Genomic DNA, 18,568 nt, shown 5'->3' on the forward strand with positions numbered 1-18,568 from the left:
CCACTCGTTATCAACATGACGAATAGGAGTCTGCCCCATGTTGATCAATATTTCAGATGCCCAGGTGGTGCAACCTTTGTTGCAACGCAAGTCACTGTCGCCCGAGCATTTGTATCTTTATTCCGGCAAGCATTACAACCCGGGTACGCGCATGGTTGGGGAAAGCCTGGTTGCGCTGGAAACTGAACTGACTCAATCCACTTTGCTATACCTTCAAGCGCAGGATCTGTTTGAAGAACTGGATTGTTGTTACAAGGTGTTGTCCAAAGCCTTGGTGGATGAAGAGCCTGAAACTTTCGTGTTGGTGATGGACGAGCTCGCTGGGCGGTTCAAGCACATCGCTATTCATCACTTCGACCTTGCCTACGCTTACCTGGCCTGGCACACGGCTGACGATTATCCAGTGATGCACCATATGCTGGTGGCCTTGACCCTGTTTCGAGTGGGTTTGTGCAGCAACCGGTTTTCAGAGGGCGAGTTGAGTTCGCATTTGAAAGCCGCGTTGACCATGAACATCAGCATGTTGACTTTGCAGGCGCGTTTGCGGGCTCAAACTGAACCACTGTCGCGAGACCAGCGAGAAACCATTCGCAAACATCCGGAGCAAAGCGCCAACAAACTGAAGTTGCTGGGTGTGAAGGATGAAATCTGGATTGAATCGGTGCGCATGCACCACGAGTTGCCCGATGGTTCGGGGTATCCGAACCAGATACCCAACAACAATGTGGGCTCTGTGCTGTTGAGTGTGTGCGATTCGTTCAATGCAAGAATGGCCCAGCGCGACTACCGCAGCAATTTCACGGCGGAGCAGGCTGTAAAAGACCTGTTTGCCCATGCGGACCACTTGTACAGCTGTTTCACTGCCATCATTCTTGAGGAGTTGGGAATTTACCCGGCTGGCAGCCTGGTGCAGTTAACCGGCAATCAGATTGGTTGCAGCCTGATTCGGGGTGAAACCGCAATCAGCCCGGTGGTACTGGTGTTTCGCAATTTGCCCTCTCCAGGCCCGGGCGCTGCATTGGTCGACACCTCCACCGATGGCAACAAGGTGCGCAATGCATTGCCCAGGCGAGACCTTGGTAAATTGCCCGGCCTGCTGGAGTTGTTGTCCAAGGTGGTTTAGAACGATCCGCGTTCAGGCAGTTGCAGGCTGGCCACTGTTTGATTGCCCACGCGGTTTAATTTCAGGGCGATGTGATGGCGAGAGGCAATGCGCTCGGCGGTGGCCAGGCCAATGCCTTCGCCTTCGAACTCGTCATTGCCATGCATGCGGTGAAACAGTTGAAATTTCTGGGCATCGTGGGTTTCCGAGAAGCCCACCCCGTTGTCGATGATTTCCAGGTTGTTCGGGCTGCTTTGCCGAACAATAACTTTTGGAGACTCCACCGGTTTGGAGAATTTCACAGCGTTGTCAATCAACTCTTTGAATGCCTTCATCATCATTGGCTTGTCAAATCGCCATTTGCCTTGAACCTGGATTTCAATTGGCACAGGCGAAAAGTCGAAATGCTCGTTGACCACTTGCACCAGTGTCTCGTTGAGGTCGTGCAGTTGAACATTCAATGGGCAAACACCGAGACGCAGGTATTCAATCAGGGCGTCCAGCAGTACACCCATGCGCTTGCCGTTCCGGCGAATTTCTTCCAGTGATTGGCTGGCCTCGGGCGGCGCATTGTCGCCCAGGTCGTCGGCCAGGAAAAAAGAGTAGGCATCGATGGCGCGAAGTGGGGCTCGGAAATCGTGGGCAATGGTGCCAGACAACCAGTTCAACTGACTGAGTAAATCGTTGTTCTCTTTCAGTTGTCGCTGGGTTTCAATGTCGACACTTTGATTCAGTTGACCCAGTGATTCTTTCAGGCTGTCAATTTCAGACTGCCGGGCGGACAGTATTTGTTCATGTGAACTTTTGGTTTCTTTTAACTGTTCGCGTGCCAGGGCTTGCTGGCGTTTCATCTCGCTGCGCAGTTTGCTGGACAGTGATTCCAGTGCAGCCTGTTTGCTGCGCAGGTCGTTGAGTTCAAGTTGTTGGCTTGCGGCCTGCTCGGGTGTCAGCAGCCGTTGGCCGGTGACAAAAGACAGCAGTTTGAGTAGCAGGCGCAGCACGTAAGAATTTAGTTGGTCTTGATCGTTGAAACCTGAGACACCGGTGCTTTTTGATCTTTGGAACCAATTGAATCGGTGTACGCCCGGTAGGCTTTGCCGGCTGATTCAGCGCTGTAGGCTTCAACCTCGCCCCGGTTAATTCCCTCGGCCTGCTCTTTCAGCCAGGTGCGGGTGCTTAGGCCAGTTTCCGCATCGGTGGTGCCGGAAATGTGCGATGAGCCTTGGTTTGTCGTGGGCGCAGCGTCCTGCGCGGCAACCAACAAGGGGGAGGCACTTAACACGGCTGCCAATATCCATTGCTTGCTTGAGTTCATTGGGGGTTTCCTTTGGCGTCAAAACGCCGTTTGATGGAATTGGCTTGCGACATCACCTGGTTGCGGGTGTTGTCAGACCATTGCAGTCGGTCCGCGATGTCCATGGCCATGTTGAAATCATCAAATACCAGGCCCCACAAGGCGAGGTTGGCCATGATCTTCGAATCGCCGCTGGCCAGTTGATTGGCTTTCATCAGCGTGTTGTAAGCCGGTTCTTTCTGGCCTTCCAGCAAGTACACCAAACCCAGGTCCGAGTAGGCATTGATGTTCAGCGGGTCAACCTGAATGGATTTCTCCAGTCGGGTTGCTGCGGTTTTCAAGTCGCCTCGTTCAATGGCCACTTTGCCCAAGCCATACCAAACCGGCCCGCTTTTTTGTTGACCTTGTCCGCTCAGCAGTGATTTGTAAACCAGCTCGGCTTGGTCCAGCTGGCTGGTTTTTCGCAGTGAATCGGCGCGCAGTTGTTTGCTTTGCCGATCGGATCCCCATTTTTGGTCGTAAGCATCCAGGTGGGCCAGGGCTGCGTAGGCGTTGTCCTGTTCAATCATGGTTTGAACAAGTTTCAGGTGCAGGTTTTTCTCGCGTTCGGCGCGGGCTTTTCTGGTTTGTTCGTCTTCCCGGTCAAGTTCTTTGCGTTCGGCTTCGATCAATGCATCTTGCGTGGGGCTGGTGGCACTGATGTTGGGCACGCTGGGCGTAATTGCGGGCTCGGGTGCCGGCGCAGGGGCATTGGGTGACTGCTGCGGTGTTGCACACGCGGCCAGAATCAAGGGCAAGGCGACCATGGCCAGTTGCCGACTGAATTGTCCTGAAATTAAACGACTGCTCAACACGCTTTAACCTCCAACCCGTTCAAATGCACGAATAATGGAGATGATACCGGGGCCGCCAGTCATGATCAGCAAGGCTGGCAGCATGGTGATCACCATCACACCAGTCAGTTTAACAGTCAGTTTGCCCATTGTTTCTTTGGCGTTGGCTCTTTCTTTTTCTACGAGTCGGTCTGAGAACTGTTTCAAAGGTTCCTGAACAGCACCACCAAACTTTTCAATTTGCTCCAGCACCTGCACGAATGATTTGAATTCGTCGCTCGAATACATGCTGCTCATTCGTTTCAACATCACTATCCAGGGTACCCCGGACTTCACCTGGGCACGAGACCGTCGCAGCATGCGGCCAGTGATCGGCACGAGGTCGTAGAGTTGTGAGGTCATGACCTCGATGGATTGGTCTACGCTCAGGCCCACGCCTTGTAACAAGCGCATTACGTCAACCACAGCCACGAGTTCCCGTTCAAACGCAGCCTCTCGGCCTTCTCCAACCGTTTTCAGGTACCACTTGGGTGCCATGAAACCGATGCCCGTGACTGCGATGACCTGAATCATGGGGATGGCACCAAAACCGGCATCCCAGTTCAGGAAAAGTCCAATTAGCAAGCCAAGAAGACCCAGTGCAATACGAATGAGCACAAATCGGCTGAGGTCTTCTTCGCGTCCGAAACCGGCACGGCCCAGCAGTTTTTTGTCTTCTTCTTCAACGAAGTAAGTGAAGGCTTTTGTTTTGCTGAATTGTTGACCAAGTCGCTCAATGCGGCCTGTCAGCACACTGGTTGGAACCTGGTTTCGCATGTTCGCCGAACTTTGTACTTTGCGTCGCAGTTCAGTGTATTCATCAATTCGGGCCAGCGCTTTTTCTTTGCGGCTGGTTTGGCTGAGAAGGCTCCACGCCAGCCCGACAAAACCCAGACCCAGCAGGAAGATGCCTATCGCCAGTAATGTGTTCATGTCCATAATGGCGCCCTTAAATGCTCTTGACCATGCGATAGATGATCGCAGCGCCAGCAATTTGCAAGATACCTGCAACAAACAGCAACATGCGGCCGGTGTCGTCATTCCACATGGTGCCCAGGTAGGCCGGGTTCAGCGTGAGGATAATGCCGGCCAATGCCGGTGTTAAGCAGCACATGAACACGGCTGACATGCGGGCTTCCGATGACATCGCCAGCATTTCCTGATGGTGTTGTTCGCGGTCGCGCAGGTACTGCGCAAGGCGGCCCAGCAAAATATCGCTCTTGCCACCATAGTTCAGCGCCAGCGCTACCACAGAGGCAATCAGTTTGAATTCGCTCAGCCCATACACCCGCGCCAGTCGGTGCATGGCCTGGTCCAGTTCCAGGCCCGCATACTGCATTTGAACTGCCAGACCCAGCGCTTCTTTCAGGGGTTGTTCGGCATTTTCAAGCGCAGTGTTGAACGACACGGTCAGGCTGTAACCTACTGCACTGACACGCACCACACCGTCCAGAAAGTTGGGCAATTGCCCCAGCATTTGAAGTCTGCGTTTGCGCTGGCGATACAGCACATAGGCGGCAATGCCCAGGATGGCGAGAATGAGTGCACCTGCTGCGCTGGCCGCTCCCCGAAAAACAAAGGCAGCGAGCGCCGGTATCAGCGTGAACATGGCAACGCGAATGCCGAGTGTTCGATCAATGGTGAGGCCGGCTGAAATCAGGCTGTCTGTGATCCATTGCGGAATGTATTTTTTGCGCAGGGGGTCTTTTTCCAGCGCCAGTGGATCTCTGGACTTGCTCAGTGCTACATCCAGTCGGCTTTCCGCCAGTTTGCGGTTTTGTTCTTCAGCACCCCGGCCCAGCAACAGCAGGGCCAGAGAAATGAATACCAAGGCAGCGGCGATCAGTCCGAATGTCATGTCAGGCGGATGTGCGAGATTTTCGGGTTTTTGGGGTAGGGCACCACGGGTACCCAGTTGTCCAGCTCCTGCCCATCGGGGCCGAGTCGGCTTTCATGGCGATACAGGTCTTGAAGCAGAATATTGTCATCTACAATGCCGGCCACTTCCGTGATGCTGTAAATGCGGCGTTTGCCAGAAGGCAGACGAACAATTTGAACAATCAGGTCGAGCGCCGAGGCAATTTGTCGGCGCAAACTCATTTCATTGCCGGTAAAGCCAGCAAAGCCAGACAACATTTCCAATCGGTGCAGGCAATCGCGGGGCGTCGAGGCGTGAATGGTACCCATGGATCCATCGTGACCCGTGCTCATCGCCTGTAGCATGTCCAGCACTTCGGCGCCGCGTACTTCGCCCACCACCACGCGGTCGGGGCGCATACGCAAGCTGTTTTTGACCAAGTCGCGAATTGAAATTGCACCTGCACCTTCGTGACCACCCGGGCGGCTTTCAAGTCGAACCACATGGTGGTGGTTCAGTTGCAATTCTGCCGTGTCTTCAATGGTGATCAAACGTTCGCCGGCTGGAATAAATTCAGCCAATACGTTCAACATGGAGGTTTTACCCGTGGAGGTTGCACCGCTCACCACCAGGTTGCAGCGTTTGCGAACGGCTTCCTGCATCAATTCATACACACGGGCATCAAAGGTGCCCAAGCCCATCAGGTCTTCAGCGCGCAGCGGGGTGCTTCTGAATTTACGAATGGACACCACCACGCCATCACGGGCCAGTGGGGAAATAATGACGTTGATCCGGCTGCCGTCGGGCAGGCGGGCGTCGACCATGGGGCTGGACTCATCAAGCCGGCGACCCAGCGGTGCCAGGATACGGCGAACAATTCGCAGCAGGTGTGCATTGTCGACAAAGCGAGCCTGAACACGTTCCATACGACCCATTTTGGACACATACACGTCCTTGTAGCCGTTGATCATCACGTCTTCAACGTTGGGGTCAGCCAGCAAATCTTCCAGTGGGCCAAAGCCCGCAATTTCCTTGTACAACGAGTCGGCCACGAAGGCCACCTCAGAGTCATTCAATGGAATCTGCTTGCCATAAATCAGGCTTTGCACTTCACCTTGAATAAATTTTTCAAGGGCACTGTTGTCCATTTTGGCAAAGGTAGCGCCTTTCTTTTCGATGATGGCCAAAATGTGTTCATGGGCCATTTCTTTGACATCGGCCAGCACTGCAGAGTCCATTTCGCTGACTTTCGCGGTGGCAAACTGCAAGTCTTCTACGGCATTTGCAGCATTGGACACTGAACCTTCGGCATGCTCAGGTTCTTTGGGTTTTGGGGGCGGCGCTTCCTGGCCGAAAATGATTTCACTCATTTGTTGAACCATTTCTTGAATGTACTGGCAAGGCCGCCTTGGCCGTCCATGTGTTTGCGGTTGGCATTCACTTTGTCGAGCAACTGGGCCACTGCTTTGGCATAGGGATCTTTTGAATCAGCTGCAGACAGCACCTGGCCGCCATTCACCGCATTGATTAGTGGTGCGCGTCGGTCGGGCAGGGTGTGTACTGTTTCAATGTTCAGTTTCTTGGCAATTGATTCTGCATCCAGCGCAACATCTTTGTGATAAGGCGTAACCACCAGGTCGAATGTCTGGGTCGCAATGCCCTTGTCGTTCAGGCTTTTGATCAATTCGGCGGCAGTCACAATGCCCGGCACCGACTGTGGTGTCAGCACCATGGTGGCGTCGGCGCTTCGCAGCAGGCTGGCCACAAATTCAATGTTCGAGAACCCGCACAAATCAATCACGATATTCTCGAAAAATGATTTGATCAGGTTCAGAAATTTCAACGCATCAGATGCGGAGATATCACGCAGGTCTGCCAGGTTTCGCGGCAGTGAAAGTATGGCCACGCCGGTAGCGTTGTTGCGGCGAAATGCCGTTTTTGCCAGGGTCGCATCAAAGCGTTTCAGGTTGCGCACGCATTCCACAAAATCCATGGCACCCTGCTTGTCTTCGGCGGGCAAGTGCACAAGGCCATCGCCCAAGGGCAAACCAAAATCCAGCAGCAACGTGCTGTCTTTGTTTTGTTTGGCCAGCTGCACTGCCAGGTTGACTGCAAGCGTTGTGGAGCCTACGCCTTGCCGTCCGCCCAACACCACCAAGGCGTAGCCCTTGCGCTCGTTGCTTTGTTTGGGCGCTTTTTCAACCACGCCTGTCAGAATTTTTGTGACTTCGCCAGCGCTGGAGTCGAGGCTCAAAAAGTCTTTCACACCCGATCTCAGCGCATTGACCACATCTTCAGTCGAGTCTTTTGAACCCATGGCCACAACAGGCAGATCGGGGGCCAGCTCGCGCAGTTCTTTCACGATCAGGCTGGCGTCCAGGCCCACTTGGGGAGAGTAATCCACCACGGCCATGCTGGGCGATACCAGGCCCACGCGTTTGGTAATTTCACTGAATGTGCCCGATTCGCGCACCAACATGAAACGGTCGCCCACTGCGTCTGACAGCCAAAGCCAGTTGGCGTCAGACCCACTGATGAACAATATTCGGGGCATGCTTTGTTGCATCGCTAATTCCCCTTAATTGGTGGTGAAGCCAGGAACAGGCTCTTTTGCGGAAGGCAGGAAGAGTTGGCCCCACACGCTGCGCGGGCGCATACCTACGTTTTGACCTGGAAGGGCCAAAGCGGGTGCGTCTGCTGCACGGGGTTTTACAAATCGCGGTGTCACAATAATCAGCAATTCTTTGTCTTCCCGGCTGTAGGTGTTGCCCTTGAAGAAGGCACCCAGAATCGGAATTTCAGACAACCAGGGCACCCGGTTGGCGTTTGCGATAATGTTTCGACTGATCAAGCCACCGATGACGAAGCTTTGATTTTCGCCCAATTCAACCGTGGTGCTTGCACGGCGCGTCAAAATGGCGGGAACCAGCACACCTTGAATGGAGGTGCCGCGAGAGAAGTCGAGATCGCTGACTTCGGGCGATACTCTCAAAGCGATTGTTTTGTTCGACAAAATGGTGGGCGTGAAACTTAAACCCACACCAAACTTTTTGTATTCAATACCAATGGTTCCGTTGCCGGAGGGCACGGGAATTGGAATCTCGCCACCCGCCAGAAATGATGCATCCTGGCCAGATTGGGCGATCAATGAAGGTTCGGCGAGAACTTTGGCATAGCCGTCGGCTTGAAGGATGTTCAGACCAGAAACCAGATCACAGGTGCGTGGACCAACAGGCGTCGGGTTAAGCGCGCCAATTACGGCCTCTCCAACGCACCCCGCACCATTAAAAGCCAAAGAGAATGCATTCGATACCCCGCCCGAACCGCTCACACTTGCCGGCCCCGCAATTGAGTATGTGAATCCCCCACCATTAACTTGGCCTGTCAGGTTAATCCCCAAGCGTTGCAATTCACTGCGGGTGAATTCAACCACTTTCACATCCACCTGCACAGTGCCAGACGTTTGAATGGTGGCCTGGTCAATCAGTTCTGCAGGTTTGCCGTCACTACCGGGCTTGATCAAACTCTCGCGTGCTTGCTGATAGGTGCTCACATTCGGTGTTGAGCCCGAAAGTTTCAATACCTGTCCTTCGGTTTCAAGGTTCAAGTCTTTCAAGGTGGAAATGGTTTCAGCCGCCTTGCCGGTTACCGATACTGTGATTACCCGGGCCATGCTGGCACCGCGGTCCCAAATCAGCAGCGACGTGGAACCTGTTTTCAAACCAGTGACCAGCACGCCTGCATTCTTGCCGCCGCGGTCAGTGGGTTTGAGTACGGTGACTGAGGCAATCGTGGGGTCTCCAATCGACACCCGTGCCGGAATACCTGGCAAGCTGATGACTTTTTGAAAACCAGTGCTCAAGGTGAGCACAAAAGGTGCTGCGCTGCTGGGTGCAGCAGGCGTTTGTCCTACTGCCACCTGAGGGCTGATCAGCCCTGCGCAGGCTATCAATGAAATTGCTGCAACCACGCTTTTCAAAGTGATGTTGTTCTTGTTCATCGCGCTGTTTCCCGGGTTGTTTCTCCGCCGCGAATGACTTCAACAGTGGCCGGTTCGGCCGTGCGTTGGGTAGTTTGCGCGGGTTTCTTGTTGTCTTTTGTGTTGCCGCTACCGGGCAATATGGCATTGTCCAGCGAAATTCCAGCGAAAGCTTTGTCGCTTGCTGTCAGCTCAACCGGGGGTTGATTTTTCAGCACCTTCCCATCGGGGCCCTTCACCAAGGCCGGTTTCAAGATGGGTTCAGGTTGTGGATACTTGCTCATGTCGGGCAATTCTTCTTCGTCGGGGCTACGCAACACCACGAACAACTCGCCTTGGGTTTGCGCAATCGCCAAAGTGTTGATGTCGCCAGTGGGTACTTCAACCATCATGGCTTTCAAGCGCACAGGGCGATTGTTGACATCTTTGTCATTGGCGGCATTCGTTGTTTCTGGCGCATTCACCAGTTGTGAACCCACCGACAGCACGCGAAGCTTGGGCATGATCAATCGAGAAATTGTTTCTTCAATATCCCGGCTGTTGGATTTGAAAATCGAGAACACATCGACATAATCACCTGCCTTTATTTTGGCGGTGGCCACGTTGTTTTCATCCAGGCGCAAGGCAAAGGCACGGTAGCCTTCACGAACTTCAGCCGCCACGGCGCCAGATTCAAAGTATTGATTGGTCACTGGCAAACCTTTGCCGATATTGAACAAAGGTTTTTTGCCGATCACATCGCCAATGTCGGTGAAGGCACCACTGGGGGCAATCGCAAATTTCTCCACCTTCAGCATCTCGGGGGTAACAGGTTTACCGAATTGAATTTCGACTGTGCTGACTACCACTGGAAAACGCTCGAGTTCGGTTTTGATGGCTTCCCCACCTTTCTTCACGTTTTGGCCGGATAGAAAAGCCATGACCATGAAAATCAATCCGATTCCCAATAGCAGCAGTGCGAGTATTTTTGTTTTTCCTGACATGTCGCGAAGGGCTCCCGGAAGAAATTACAGTGCGTCGGTGTTCTGGTACAGAACTACAGCGCTGGCGCTGAGTTGTTCTGGAAAAAAAGTATCTGCAAAAGGAATGTTGGACAAAAACGGATTCTCGGCGGTGTTGAAAAACCCTCGAAATTCCAGGCAACTCAGGGCTGGATTGGTACCTGCACCCAAGGCGTTGCCACAATCTGCTGCACCGGCCAATTGGTCGGTTGAAAAACTGAAGCCTGCCGGGTACATCGCGCTGGGCAGGGAATTCAATAACAATTGCCTGGCAGCAGCCTCCGGATCGGCTGTGCTTCCTGCAACAGCCACGCTTCGCGCAGCCTGAGATACTGCTGAGCTAAGCGTGTGTTGCACCATGAACAAGAGGCTATAACCCACAATCGCAAAAATGACGGTGAGCACAACCGGCAACATCAAAGCCAACTCCACAAGCTGCGCACCGCGCTGATTTTCAGCGCGGTTTACAAATGCAGAGTGAGCCCGAGTGGCTGTAGTCATGGTTACTTCATCGGCAGAGTCTTACTCTGCACCGCCACCGGTCAGGGTGTTCACGATGTTGGTGAATGCGGTATCCAGACCGTCACCCAAAGTAGCAAAACCAGCCACTGCCAGCGCTACTACCAAGGCCGCGATTACTGCGTACTCGATCAAGGAGGCACCTTCTTCTTTACGTTTCAAAACCAACTGCTTGTTTGCTGCTTTGCTCATGACATTCACTCCTGTGTGAAAACATCGAACTCTAGGTCGAATTCCCCCATATTAGGGGTACTCCAAATGGATCAAAACCACAATCAGACCGTGAATTGCACCGTCTATTCACAATTTTGACCCCAAGGACCACAGCAATCCTAGGGAAATACCCCCAAACTGATTACTCCTTGTGAGTTACGATAGTAAACCAAGTCTGTGACTTGTTGATTAGTACTATTAGAAACAATTTGCCTTTGATGAATTATTCATGCAAAAGACCAATTTACCCAGAGCCCTAATGGGGCCCCTCCATGCCGTAATCGGTCTAGTCACCGGTGGAGTGCCCGTTTCCAAAGAGCCAGGCAAAGCCAAACGCCCCTATGAGCGTTCAAAAGAAATTACGCAGAAGGCCTGCGCGAAGGCGGCTGCTGTGTCGGGTAGCTTGGCCTTGCCAGTGGGTCCCCTGGGCATGCTCACCGTGTTGCCCGACCTTATTATTGTGTGGCGTATTCAGGCACAAATGGTGGCCGACATCGCTGTGGCGTTTGGTCACAAAAAACCTTTGACTGAGCAAGATTTGATGACGTGCCTGTTCAGCCATGTTGCGGGAACGGCTGTGCGTGAGTATGAACGATCAATTCCCTTGGAGCATGAAGAGAAAACAGGCAAGTCTGTGCTTGACTTGATCGATCGTTTCACCCGCAGTGGAAGCCGTGATGTGGCCATTCGGGTCACCAAACAAATTGGGCAGGTGGTGTTTGAGCGAGTGGCCAAACGCACCGCATCCCGAATTGTGCCTCTGGCCGGCGCAGCTGTTGTGTCTGCCTATGCTGCGCTGGATACCAAAGAAGTTGCGCGCACTGCGGTTGAAATGTTTTCTGGTGAAAAATTACCAGCCCGCAAAACCAAGAAAAGTTACCCAAGGCCAGAGGAAATGTTCAACGTGGACAATGTGAAAGATATTCAACCCGACCAAGGGGCTTGAACGCTCGCGGGCTCTGTGTAACACTCGAACAGAGCCTCGTGTTGCTCACAAGGCAAATCCAAGGCACCTCGCACTCGCAGAAACTCATCCGTTTCGTGGAGGAAAGTGGTCATGAATGCCCCTCAGTACCCGCTGTACCGCGCAGTCACGCTCAGTGACAAATACACCCTCTCCCAAGGAAAAATTTACCTGACGGGCACGCAAGCCCTAGTGAGACTCATGTTGCTTCAGTCACAGCTGGATCGCATGAATGGCTTGAACACAGGCGGATTCGTGTCGGGTTATCGAGGGTCACCCCTTGGCGGAGTGGACCAGGCATTTTGGGCGGCACAACAATTTTTGAAGCCTGCAAACATTCACTTTCAGGCCGGTGTGAATGAAGACCTCGCCGCCACCGCCGTGTGGGGCAGTCAACAACTTAACCTGTTCCAAGGCGCAACCGTCGATGGTGTTTTTGGCCTTTGGTATGGCAAAGGGCCGGGTGTGGACCGAAGCCTGGATGTGTTCAAACATGCTAACGCAGCAGGCACCTCCAAACACGGTGGCGTGTTGCTGGTGGCGGGTGATGACCACGCCGCGAAAAGCTCCACCTTGCCTCATCAGTCTGACCACGTGTTGAAAGCCGCGATGATCCCGGTGCTGTTTCCAAGCAATGTGCAGGAAATTCTCGACTTCGGTGTACTGGGCTACGCGATGAGTCGCTATGCCGGCGTGTGGGTTGGCATGAAGGCAGTGGCCGATGTAGTGGAGTGCTCGGCGACAGTTGATATTGATCCCAAGCGATACCAGTTTGAGTTACCCGGCGATTTCACGATGCCTGAAGGCGATTTGAACATTCGCTGGCCCGACACTGCTTTGGCCCAGGAAGCCCGTTTGATCGATCACAAATTGTATGCAGCGCTTGCTTTTTGCAGGGCCAACGGCATCAACAAAACAGTGATTGATTCGCCCGTCGCCCGCTTCGGTATTGTGGCCACAGGCAAAGCGTTTCAGGACACTTTGCAGGCCCTGAGCGATTTGGGGTTGAACCCACAGCGTTGCACCGAAATCGGATTGCGGGTGTACAAGGTAGGCATGGTATGGCCACTTGATGCGGTGGGTATCCGTGAATTTTCCAGGGGTTTGCAGGAAATTCTTGTGATTGAGGAAAAGCGCCAGTTCGTGGAGTACCAAATCAAGGAGGAGCTTTACGCATGGCGTGAGGATGTTCGTCCCAAGGTGTACGGCAAGTTTGATGAAAGACTGTCGGAGGATGGTCGCGAGGGCGGAGAATGGTCTTTGCCGCAAGGCAACTGGTTATTACCCAGTCACTACGAGCTCGATCCTGCCCTGATTGCCGTGGCCATTGCAAAACGCCTGCGGCACATGCAGTTGCCTGCCGACATTAAAACCTTGATTGACAATCGCATCGCCACGATCGAGCACAGCCATGAGGTAGGGCATTCAGCACATTTGCCCGTGGAACGTAAACCGTATTTTTGTTCAGGATGCCCGCACAACACCTCGACAAAAGTGCCTGAAGGCAGCCGTGCCATGGCTGGTATTGGATGCCATTACATGGCCGTGTGGATGGATCGGAATACTCAAACTTATACACAAATGGGCGGCGAGGGTGTGCCCTGGATAGGGCAGGCACCTTTTACGCACACTCAACATGTGTTTGCCAACCTGGGTGATGGCACTTATTTTCACTCTGGTATTTTGGCCATTCGCGCCAGCATTGCTGCGGGTGTGAATATCACCTACAAGTTGCTTTACAACGATGCGGTTGCCATGACGGGCGGACAACACCTGGATGGCACACTCACCGTGCCACAACTAACCCGCCAGCTTGCTGCTGAGGGCGTGGCCAAAATTGTGGTGGTCAGTGACAACCCTGCATTGCACTTGCGCAACTTGCCAAACGACCCGAAGGCCGAGGGCACTGAAGTGTTTCACCGGCGCGACATGGACACCGTTCAAAGATTGCTGCGTGAAATCCAGGGCACCACAGTGCTGATTTATGAGCAAACCTGCGCCTCGGAAAAACGCCGAAGGCGCAAGCGCACTGATCCGGTCACGGGCCAATTGCAATTTCCGAACCCACCCAAGCGCGTGTTGATCAACCCGCGTGTGTGCGAGGGTTGTGGCGACTGTTCCAAACATTCCAATTGTTTGTCGATCGAACCTGTATCAACGCCCTGGGGCGTTAAGCGCACGATCAATCAATCCACCTGCAACAAAGACTACAGTTGCCTTGAGGGGCTTTGCCCAAGCCTGGTGACGGTGGAGGGTGGTGAATTGCGAAAGCCGGATGTTTCGACGCATCACAGTGCGCTTGTCAAAGTTTGCGAAAGTCTTGCTGAGCCGCAATATCACATTCATCCCGATGAACTGGATCAACGTTATGCTGTTTTGATCAATGGCGTGGGCGGCACTGGTGTAGTCACCATTGGCGCATGGCTGGGCATGGCTGCTCATTTGCAGGGTATGGAGGCCTTGGCGCTGGACATGGCTGGTTTGGCGCAAAAGGGCGGTGCCGTGTTTTCTCATGTGCAGTTTGCCCCAGCGGGTCACACCCTGGCCTCGTCCAGAATTCCTGTGGGTGAGGCCGACTTGATGATTGGCGGCGACCTGGTGGTGTCGGCCCATGAAAAAACGCTGGAGCTGCTCAACAGCCAGGCTTTTGCAATCGTGAATACCGACACACAGCCGACAGCCGATTTTATTACTCAGCGCGACTGGTGCGCTCCGGTTGAACAAATGCATGCCGACATAACCGGGGCCTTGAATAACCCAGGGCAACGTTACACATCGATTCGTGCTCAATGGCTGGCCGAAAAACTGTTTGGCGACACCGTGTATGCCAATGCACTGCTGCTGGGCGCCGCCTGGCAACGTGGTTGCCTGCCTTTGCAGCTGGCAGCCCTGCGCAAGGCGATTGAGTTGAACGGCGTGAAGGTGAATGAAAACCTGTTGGCCTTTGATGCGGGCCGCGTGGCGGTCTCAAAGCCCGGTTTGCTTGAGCAGATGCTGGGAAAGAATGTTGCACCCAGTGCTCAGTTTGAAAGTGATGAGGACAAACTGAGCCGCTATCAAACCGAGTTAGCGCATTATCAAAACGAGCAACTGGCGGCGCGCTATGCCGCCAAAGTGTTGCCATTGCGTGCAATGTTTGATTCTCAGGGTTTGAAGCACCAATGGATGCGCCTGTGCAGCACCTATTTCAAATTACTGGCTTTCAAAGACGAGTTTGAAGTGGCTCGCCTGCACACCAGCCCTGAGTGGCAAGAACAGACCATGGCGCAATTTGAACCGGGTGCGAAGTTGTACTTTCACTTCGCTCCAACGTGGCTGGCAGGGCACGGCAGCCGGCCGAAAAAAATAAAACTGGGCCCATGGATTTACCCCTTGCTCAAAATATTGGCCGCTTCACGCCATTTGCGGAACACTGCATTTGACCCATTTAGAGGGAGTTTAGAGCGTAAAAACCAGACTTTACTGGTGACTTGGTTTGAAACCTGGTTAGAACTGATGCACAATAATCCTTCAATGTTGCAGCACAGCAAACAGATCGATCACCTTCTTGACCTGTTCAATCAGGTGAAAGGATTCGGTCATGTTCGTGCCCAATCATTTGAACAAGTGCGGTTCGAGATTCAAAAGTCCGTGGAAAACAAGCACAACCTGGATCAGCATGACCAAAGCAGACAACAAACCTGAAACCAAAGTCACCAAACGCAAGGAAACCAAGCGCTCCGAAAAAGTATTGCCTGATGCTTTGGTGCCCGAGAGCCAGTGGGAAATCTTAGGCCAGGCCTGCATGGTCAACGGCAAGGCAGTTCGCTTGCGTCAATGGCCAACGCGTTATGGCGACATGCCTTCCAAAGAAGACATGCACGAGCGCGTCGATCAATTGTCGGAGCGCCTTAACCACCTGCTGACCTGTCTGTATGCACAAGGTGAGCACAAACTGCTTGTGATTCTTCAAGGCATGGACACCGCCGGCAAAGACGGTGCAGCCCGTGCCATTATGCGTTCAGTGCACCCCATGGCTTTGCGTATGGTGTCTTTCAAAGAGCCTTCCGAGCAGGAAGCGGCTCATGATTTTTTGTGGCGTGTTCATCCCCACGTGCCCGGCGCGGGTCAATCGGTGATTTTTAACCGCTCACATTACGACGGCATCATCATGCCGATCATTCAAGACAATGTCTCAGCCACCTGGATCGATGAACGTATTCGCCAAGCGAACGACTTTGAACGACTCTTGGTTGAAACCGGAACCACGGTCTTGAAAGTATTCCTGAATATTTCCCGTGAAGAACAGCATCAACGCATGATTGAACGCTGGGAAACGCCCGACAAGCGCTGGAAGCTGACTGAAAAAGATCTTCATTGTGGCGAGAACTACAGCATGTATGCCAATGCCTACGAACAGGTTCTGGAAAAAACCTGTACCAAGCAGGCACCCTGGTGGATTATTCCCGCCGATCACAAAGGCTTTCGAAACATGCTGGTGGCTGAAATTTTGGTGGGCACACTGGAGCGCATGGGCCTGGCTTGGCCCGATCCTGATCCGGCTGTCGCCAAAAGCGAGTTCTGGAAAAAGCCGTCAACCACTCCAGGAACATAACCGTTATTTGTGTTCCCAAACAACATTCAATAGGGGACTTTAACCATGAATAAAAATACCTTGAAATTTGCCGTACTGAGCAGTGCCCTGATGTTTTCCGCTTCCGCCATGGCGGTGGGCTTGGGTGTGAACACAGGTGTAGGCGTAAAGGCTGAAGTGCCCGGAGTTTCTCTGAATGCAGACGCCAAAGCCAAAGCCGATGCCAACGCCAATGCTGACTTGAAAGGCAAGTCCAGTGCGGCCGTGAAAGGCGCCAAGTCTCAGGGCGATGAAATGCGCAGTGAAGCAGGTGCCTTGCATTCTGAAGCCAAAGGTGAAGTGGGCAAGCGCACAGGTCAGCTTGAGTCTGCCGCCGACGTGAAAGCCAAGGCCGACGTAAAAGCCGATGTGAAAGCTGGCGGCAAGCTGAAGGCTGACAAGAAGTAATTTGCTGTTTCATTCAGTCTTTCAAAACGCAGTGTTCAAAAATGCTCCTTCGGGGGCATTTTTGTTGTTCAGGTTCTCTACACTGTTTCTTTTCGATACCAACAAAAAGTAGTCATGAATTTTTCCAGCCTGCAAGAATGGCTTGTCAGCTTGGGTGTGCCCAGCAAAGTGTTTGCTTACAACACTTGGGTGTACCAGGTTTTTATGGTTGTATTTCTGACCCTTTTGGTCAGTTACACCGTGGGTTTGGTTTTCAATCGCTTGGGTCGACTTGCTGAAAGATCAAACAATCCCTGGGACGATGTGTTCCTCGAAAGCGCCCGTAAGCCACTGAAGATTCTGATCTGGTTACTTGGTATTTCCTGGGCTGCCAGAATCACACATACCGCGAGCAACGCGGAAATCTTTGAATTCATCGACCCAGTTCGCAGGGTGGGTGTCATTGTGTTGATCACCTGGTTCCTGTTTGGTCTGGCCAAGCGATTCGAGCTTGCCCTGCAAAGTCCGGACCGGGTCAAAGAACCGCTCGACGCCACCACGGCCAGCGCCATCGGCAAACTGCTTCGCGCCTCCATCATCATCACTGCTGCCTTGGTGATTCTTCAAAATCTGGGGTTCAGTATTTCGGGTGTACTTGCATTCGGCGGAGTGGGTGGTATTGCAGTGGGTTTTGCTGCGAAAGACTTACTGGCGAATTTTTTTGGTGGTCTGACTGTGTACATGGATCGACCGTTTGTAGTGGGTGACTGGGTACGCTCACCCGACAAAAATATCGAAGGCACCGTAGAGCACATCGGCTGGCGACTCACGCGCATACGCACCTTTGACAAACGCCCGCTGTATGTGCCCAACGCCACTTTCAGCACAATTTCACTTGAAAACCCGTCGCGCATGACGCACCGTCGAATTCAGGAAACGGTGGGTGTGCGTTATGAGGATTTGCAACAGGTGCGCAGTATCGTCGATTCGGTCAAGCGCATGTTGATTGAGCACGACGAAATTGATGACAATCAAACCTTGATTGTGAATCTGAATCAGTTTGCTGACTCAAGCGTTAACTTGATGGTGTACACCTTCACGAAAACTACCATTTGGGTGAAATACCACGAGGTGAAGCAAGACGTGTTGCTGAAAATCGCTGAAATTATTGAACAGCACGGCGCTGAAATTGCTTTTCCCACCACCACATTGCACGTGGCCAGTCTGCCTGAGCAATTTGCACAGGCAGGTGTTCAACCGGTTCAGCAGCCTTAAAGTTTGCGGATTTTCTCGAGCGTGGCGGTGGTGCTGCGCTCGTGCTCAAACGCGATAGACAGTGCCGTGCCTCCCCAGCTTTGCACCTCTTTGGCCCCCACCATCTTTTCAACGGGCCAATCGCCACCTTTTACCAGTACATCCGGGCGCGCCGCCAGAATTGCATTCAAAGGCGTGTCTTCTTCGAAGTAGGTGACCAAAGCTACGCACTCCAGCGCGGCCAGTACATGCATGCGATCCACTTGGGTGTTGATGGGACGGTCTGGTCCCTTGCCCAAGCGTTTGACGGATTCATCCGAATTGACTGCCACGATCAGGCTCTGGCCTTCTTGCGCGGCTTGGTCCAGGTAAGTGACATGCCCACGGTGCAACAAATCAAAAACCCCGTTGGTAAAAACCACGGGGCCTTTGAGTTGCTGTGCGCGTTCAGCGAGTTCGCTGGGGTGGCACACTTTTTTTTCAAAGCGTGCCGGTTTTCCGGTTGTTGTCATG

At 53.1% G+C, this 18,568-nt stretch carries 18 protein-coding genes; 6 read left to right on the forward strand and 12 right to left on the reverse strand.

The genetic code is table 11. The annotated features are described in order from the left end of the window. The first annotated feature begins 37 nt into the window (after nt 1–37). Nucleotides 38–1,123: an HD-GYP domain-containing protein gene (locus LMED105_RS16290; RefSeq protein WP_008250228.1), complete on the forward strand. Its 1,086-nt coding sequence runs from the start codon at nt 38–40 to the stop codon at nt 1,121–1,123. Here the strand turns inward: LMED105_RS16290 and LMED105_RS08475 are convergent. The 11 genes from LMED105_RS08475 to LMED105_RS08525 all read right to left on the reverse strand — a co-directional run bounded on the left by LMED105_RS08475 (nt 1,120) and on the right by LMED105_RS08525 (nt 10,817). Continuing rightward, nucleotides 1,120–2,103 carry an ATP-binding protein gene (locus LMED105_RS08475; protein ID WP_008250230.1) on the reverse strand — a complete coding sequence of 328 codons (984 nt, stop codon included), beginning with the start codon at nt 2,101–2,103 and terminating at the stop codon, nt 1,120–1,122. The two genes, LMED105_RS16290 and LMED105_RS08475, sit on opposite strands and share 4 nt — an antisense overlap. Before the next feature lie 8 nt (nt 2,104–2,111). Beyond that, on the reverse strand, nt 2,112–2,417 hold the full coding sequence (locus LMED105_RS08480; RefSeq protein WP_008250232.1) for a hypothetical protein: 306 nt from the start codon (nt 2,415–2,417) through the stop codon (nt 2,112–2,114). Further along, nucleotides 2,414–3,247 carry a lipopolysaccharide assembly protein LapB gene (locus LMED105_RS08485; protein ID WP_156799611.1) on the reverse strand — a complete coding sequence of 278 codons (834 nt, stop codon included), beginning with the start codon at nt 3,245–3,247 and terminating at the stop codon, nt 2,414–2,416. Before LMED105_RS08485 ends, LMED105_RS08480 begins: the two co-directional genes overlap by 4 nt. Nucleotides 3,248–3,253: 6 nt before the next feature. Further along, a complete protein-coding gene (locus LMED105_RS08490) occupies nt 3,254–4,201 on the reverse strand; it encodes a type II secretion system F family protein (protein ID WP_198006824.1) in 948 nt (315 codons plus the stop codon). A 16-nt stretch (nt 4,202–4,217) separates the two neighbouring features. Beyond that, complete coding sequence (locus tag LMED105_RS08495; RefSeq protein ID WP_008250236.1) at nt 4,218–5,126, reverse strand: type II secretion system F family protein; 909 nt, start codon at nt 5,124–5,126, stop codon at nt 4,218–4,220. After that, entirely contained in the window at nt 5,123–6,364 is a 1,242-nt protein-coding gene (locus tag LMED105_RS08500) for a CpaF family protein (RefSeq protein ID WP_105029804.1), read from the reverse strand. The genes LMED105_RS08495 and LMED105_RS08500 overlap by 4 nt, the downstream gene beginning before the upstream one ends. 128 nt (nt 6,365–6,492) lie before the next feature. Further along, a complete protein-coding gene (locus LMED105_RS08505; protein ID WP_008250241.1) occupies nt 6,493–7,692 on the reverse strand; it encodes a two-component response regulator in 1,200 nt (399 codons plus the stop codon). A gap of 12 nt (nt 7,693–7,704) precedes the next feature. Further along, nucleotides 7,705–9,126, reverse strand: a complete 1,422-nt coding sequence (locus LMED105_RS08510; protein WP_008250243.1) for a type II and III secretion system protein family protein — start codon at nt 9,124–9,126, stop codon at nt 7,705–7,707. Then, nucleotides 9,123–10,088, reverse strand: a complete 966-nt coding sequence (gene cpaB, locus LMED105_RS08515; protein WP_008250244.1) for a Flp pilus assembly protein CpaB — start codon at nt 10,086–10,088, stop codon at nt 9,123–9,125. Before cpaB ends, LMED105_RS08510 begins: the two co-directional genes overlap by 4 nt. A 24-nt stretch (nt 10,089–10,112) precedes the next feature. Beyond that, entirely contained in the window at nt 10,113–10,607 is a 495-nt protein-coding gene (locus tag LMED105_RS16295; RefSeq protein ID WP_008250247.1) for a TadE/TadG family type IV pilus assembly protein, read from the reverse strand. Nucleotides 10,608–10,628: 21 nt separating this feature from the next. Continuing rightward, nucleotides 10,629–10,817, reverse strand: a complete 189-nt coding sequence (locus LMED105_RS08525) for a Flp family type IVb pilin (protein ID WP_008250249.1) — start codon at nt 10,815–10,817, stop codon at nt 10,629–10,631. Nucleotides 10,818–11,097: 280 nt separating this feature from the next. Here LMED105_RS08525 and LMED105_RS08530 point away from each other — a divergent pair, with 280 nt between their 5' ends. From LMED105_RS08530 to LMED105_RS08550, 5 genes are all read left to right on the forward strand, one after another. After that, entirely contained in the window at nt 11,098–11,784 is a 687-nt protein-coding gene (locus LMED105_RS08530) for an EcsC family protein (RefSeq protein ID WP_008250250.1), read from the forward strand. Nucleotides 11,785–11,895: 111 nt separating this feature from the next. Continuing rightward, complete coding sequence (locus LMED105_RS08535; RefSeq protein WP_008250251.1) at nt 11,896–15,486, forward strand: indolepyruvate ferredoxin oxidoreductase family protein; 3,591 nt, start codon at nt 11,896–11,898, stop codon at nt 15,484–15,486. Further along, entirely contained in the window at nt 15,461–16,396 is a 936-nt protein-coding gene (locus LMED105_RS08540) for a PPK2 family polyphosphate kinase (RefSeq protein WP_008250255.1), read from the forward strand. The genes LMED105_RS08535 and LMED105_RS08540 overlap by 26 nt, the downstream gene beginning before the upstream one ends. Nucleotides 16,397–16,441: 45 nt before the next feature. Beyond that, entirely contained in the window at nt 16,442–16,822 is a 381-nt protein-coding gene (locus LMED105_RS08545) for a hypothetical protein (RefSeq protein ID WP_008250256.1), read from the forward strand. A gap of 114 nt (nt 16,823–16,936) precedes the next feature. After that, nucleotides 16,937–18,076 carry a mechanosensitive ion channel family protein gene (locus tag LMED105_RS08550; RefSeq protein ID WP_008250259.1) on the forward strand — a complete coding sequence of 380 codons (1,140 nt, stop codon included), beginning with the start codon at nt 16,937–16,939 and terminating at the stop codon, nt 18,074–18,076. Here LMED105_RS08550 and rfaE2 read toward each other — a convergent pair. Then, on the reverse strand, nt 18,073–18,567 hold the full coding sequence (rfaE2, locus tag LMED105_RS08555; RefSeq protein ID WP_008250261.1) for a D-glycero-beta-D-manno-heptose 1-phosphate adenylyltransferase: 495 nt from the start codon (nt 18,565–18,567) through the stop codon (nt 18,073–18,075). The genes LMED105_RS08550 and rfaE2 overlap by 4 nt on opposite strands. Nucleotide 18,568: the final 1 nt, after the last annotated feature.

The organism is Limnobacter sp. MED105 (assembly GCF_000170915.1).
Classification (GTDB): Bacteria; Pseudomonadota; Gammaproteobacteria; order Burkholderiales; family Burkholderiaceae_B; genus Limnobacter.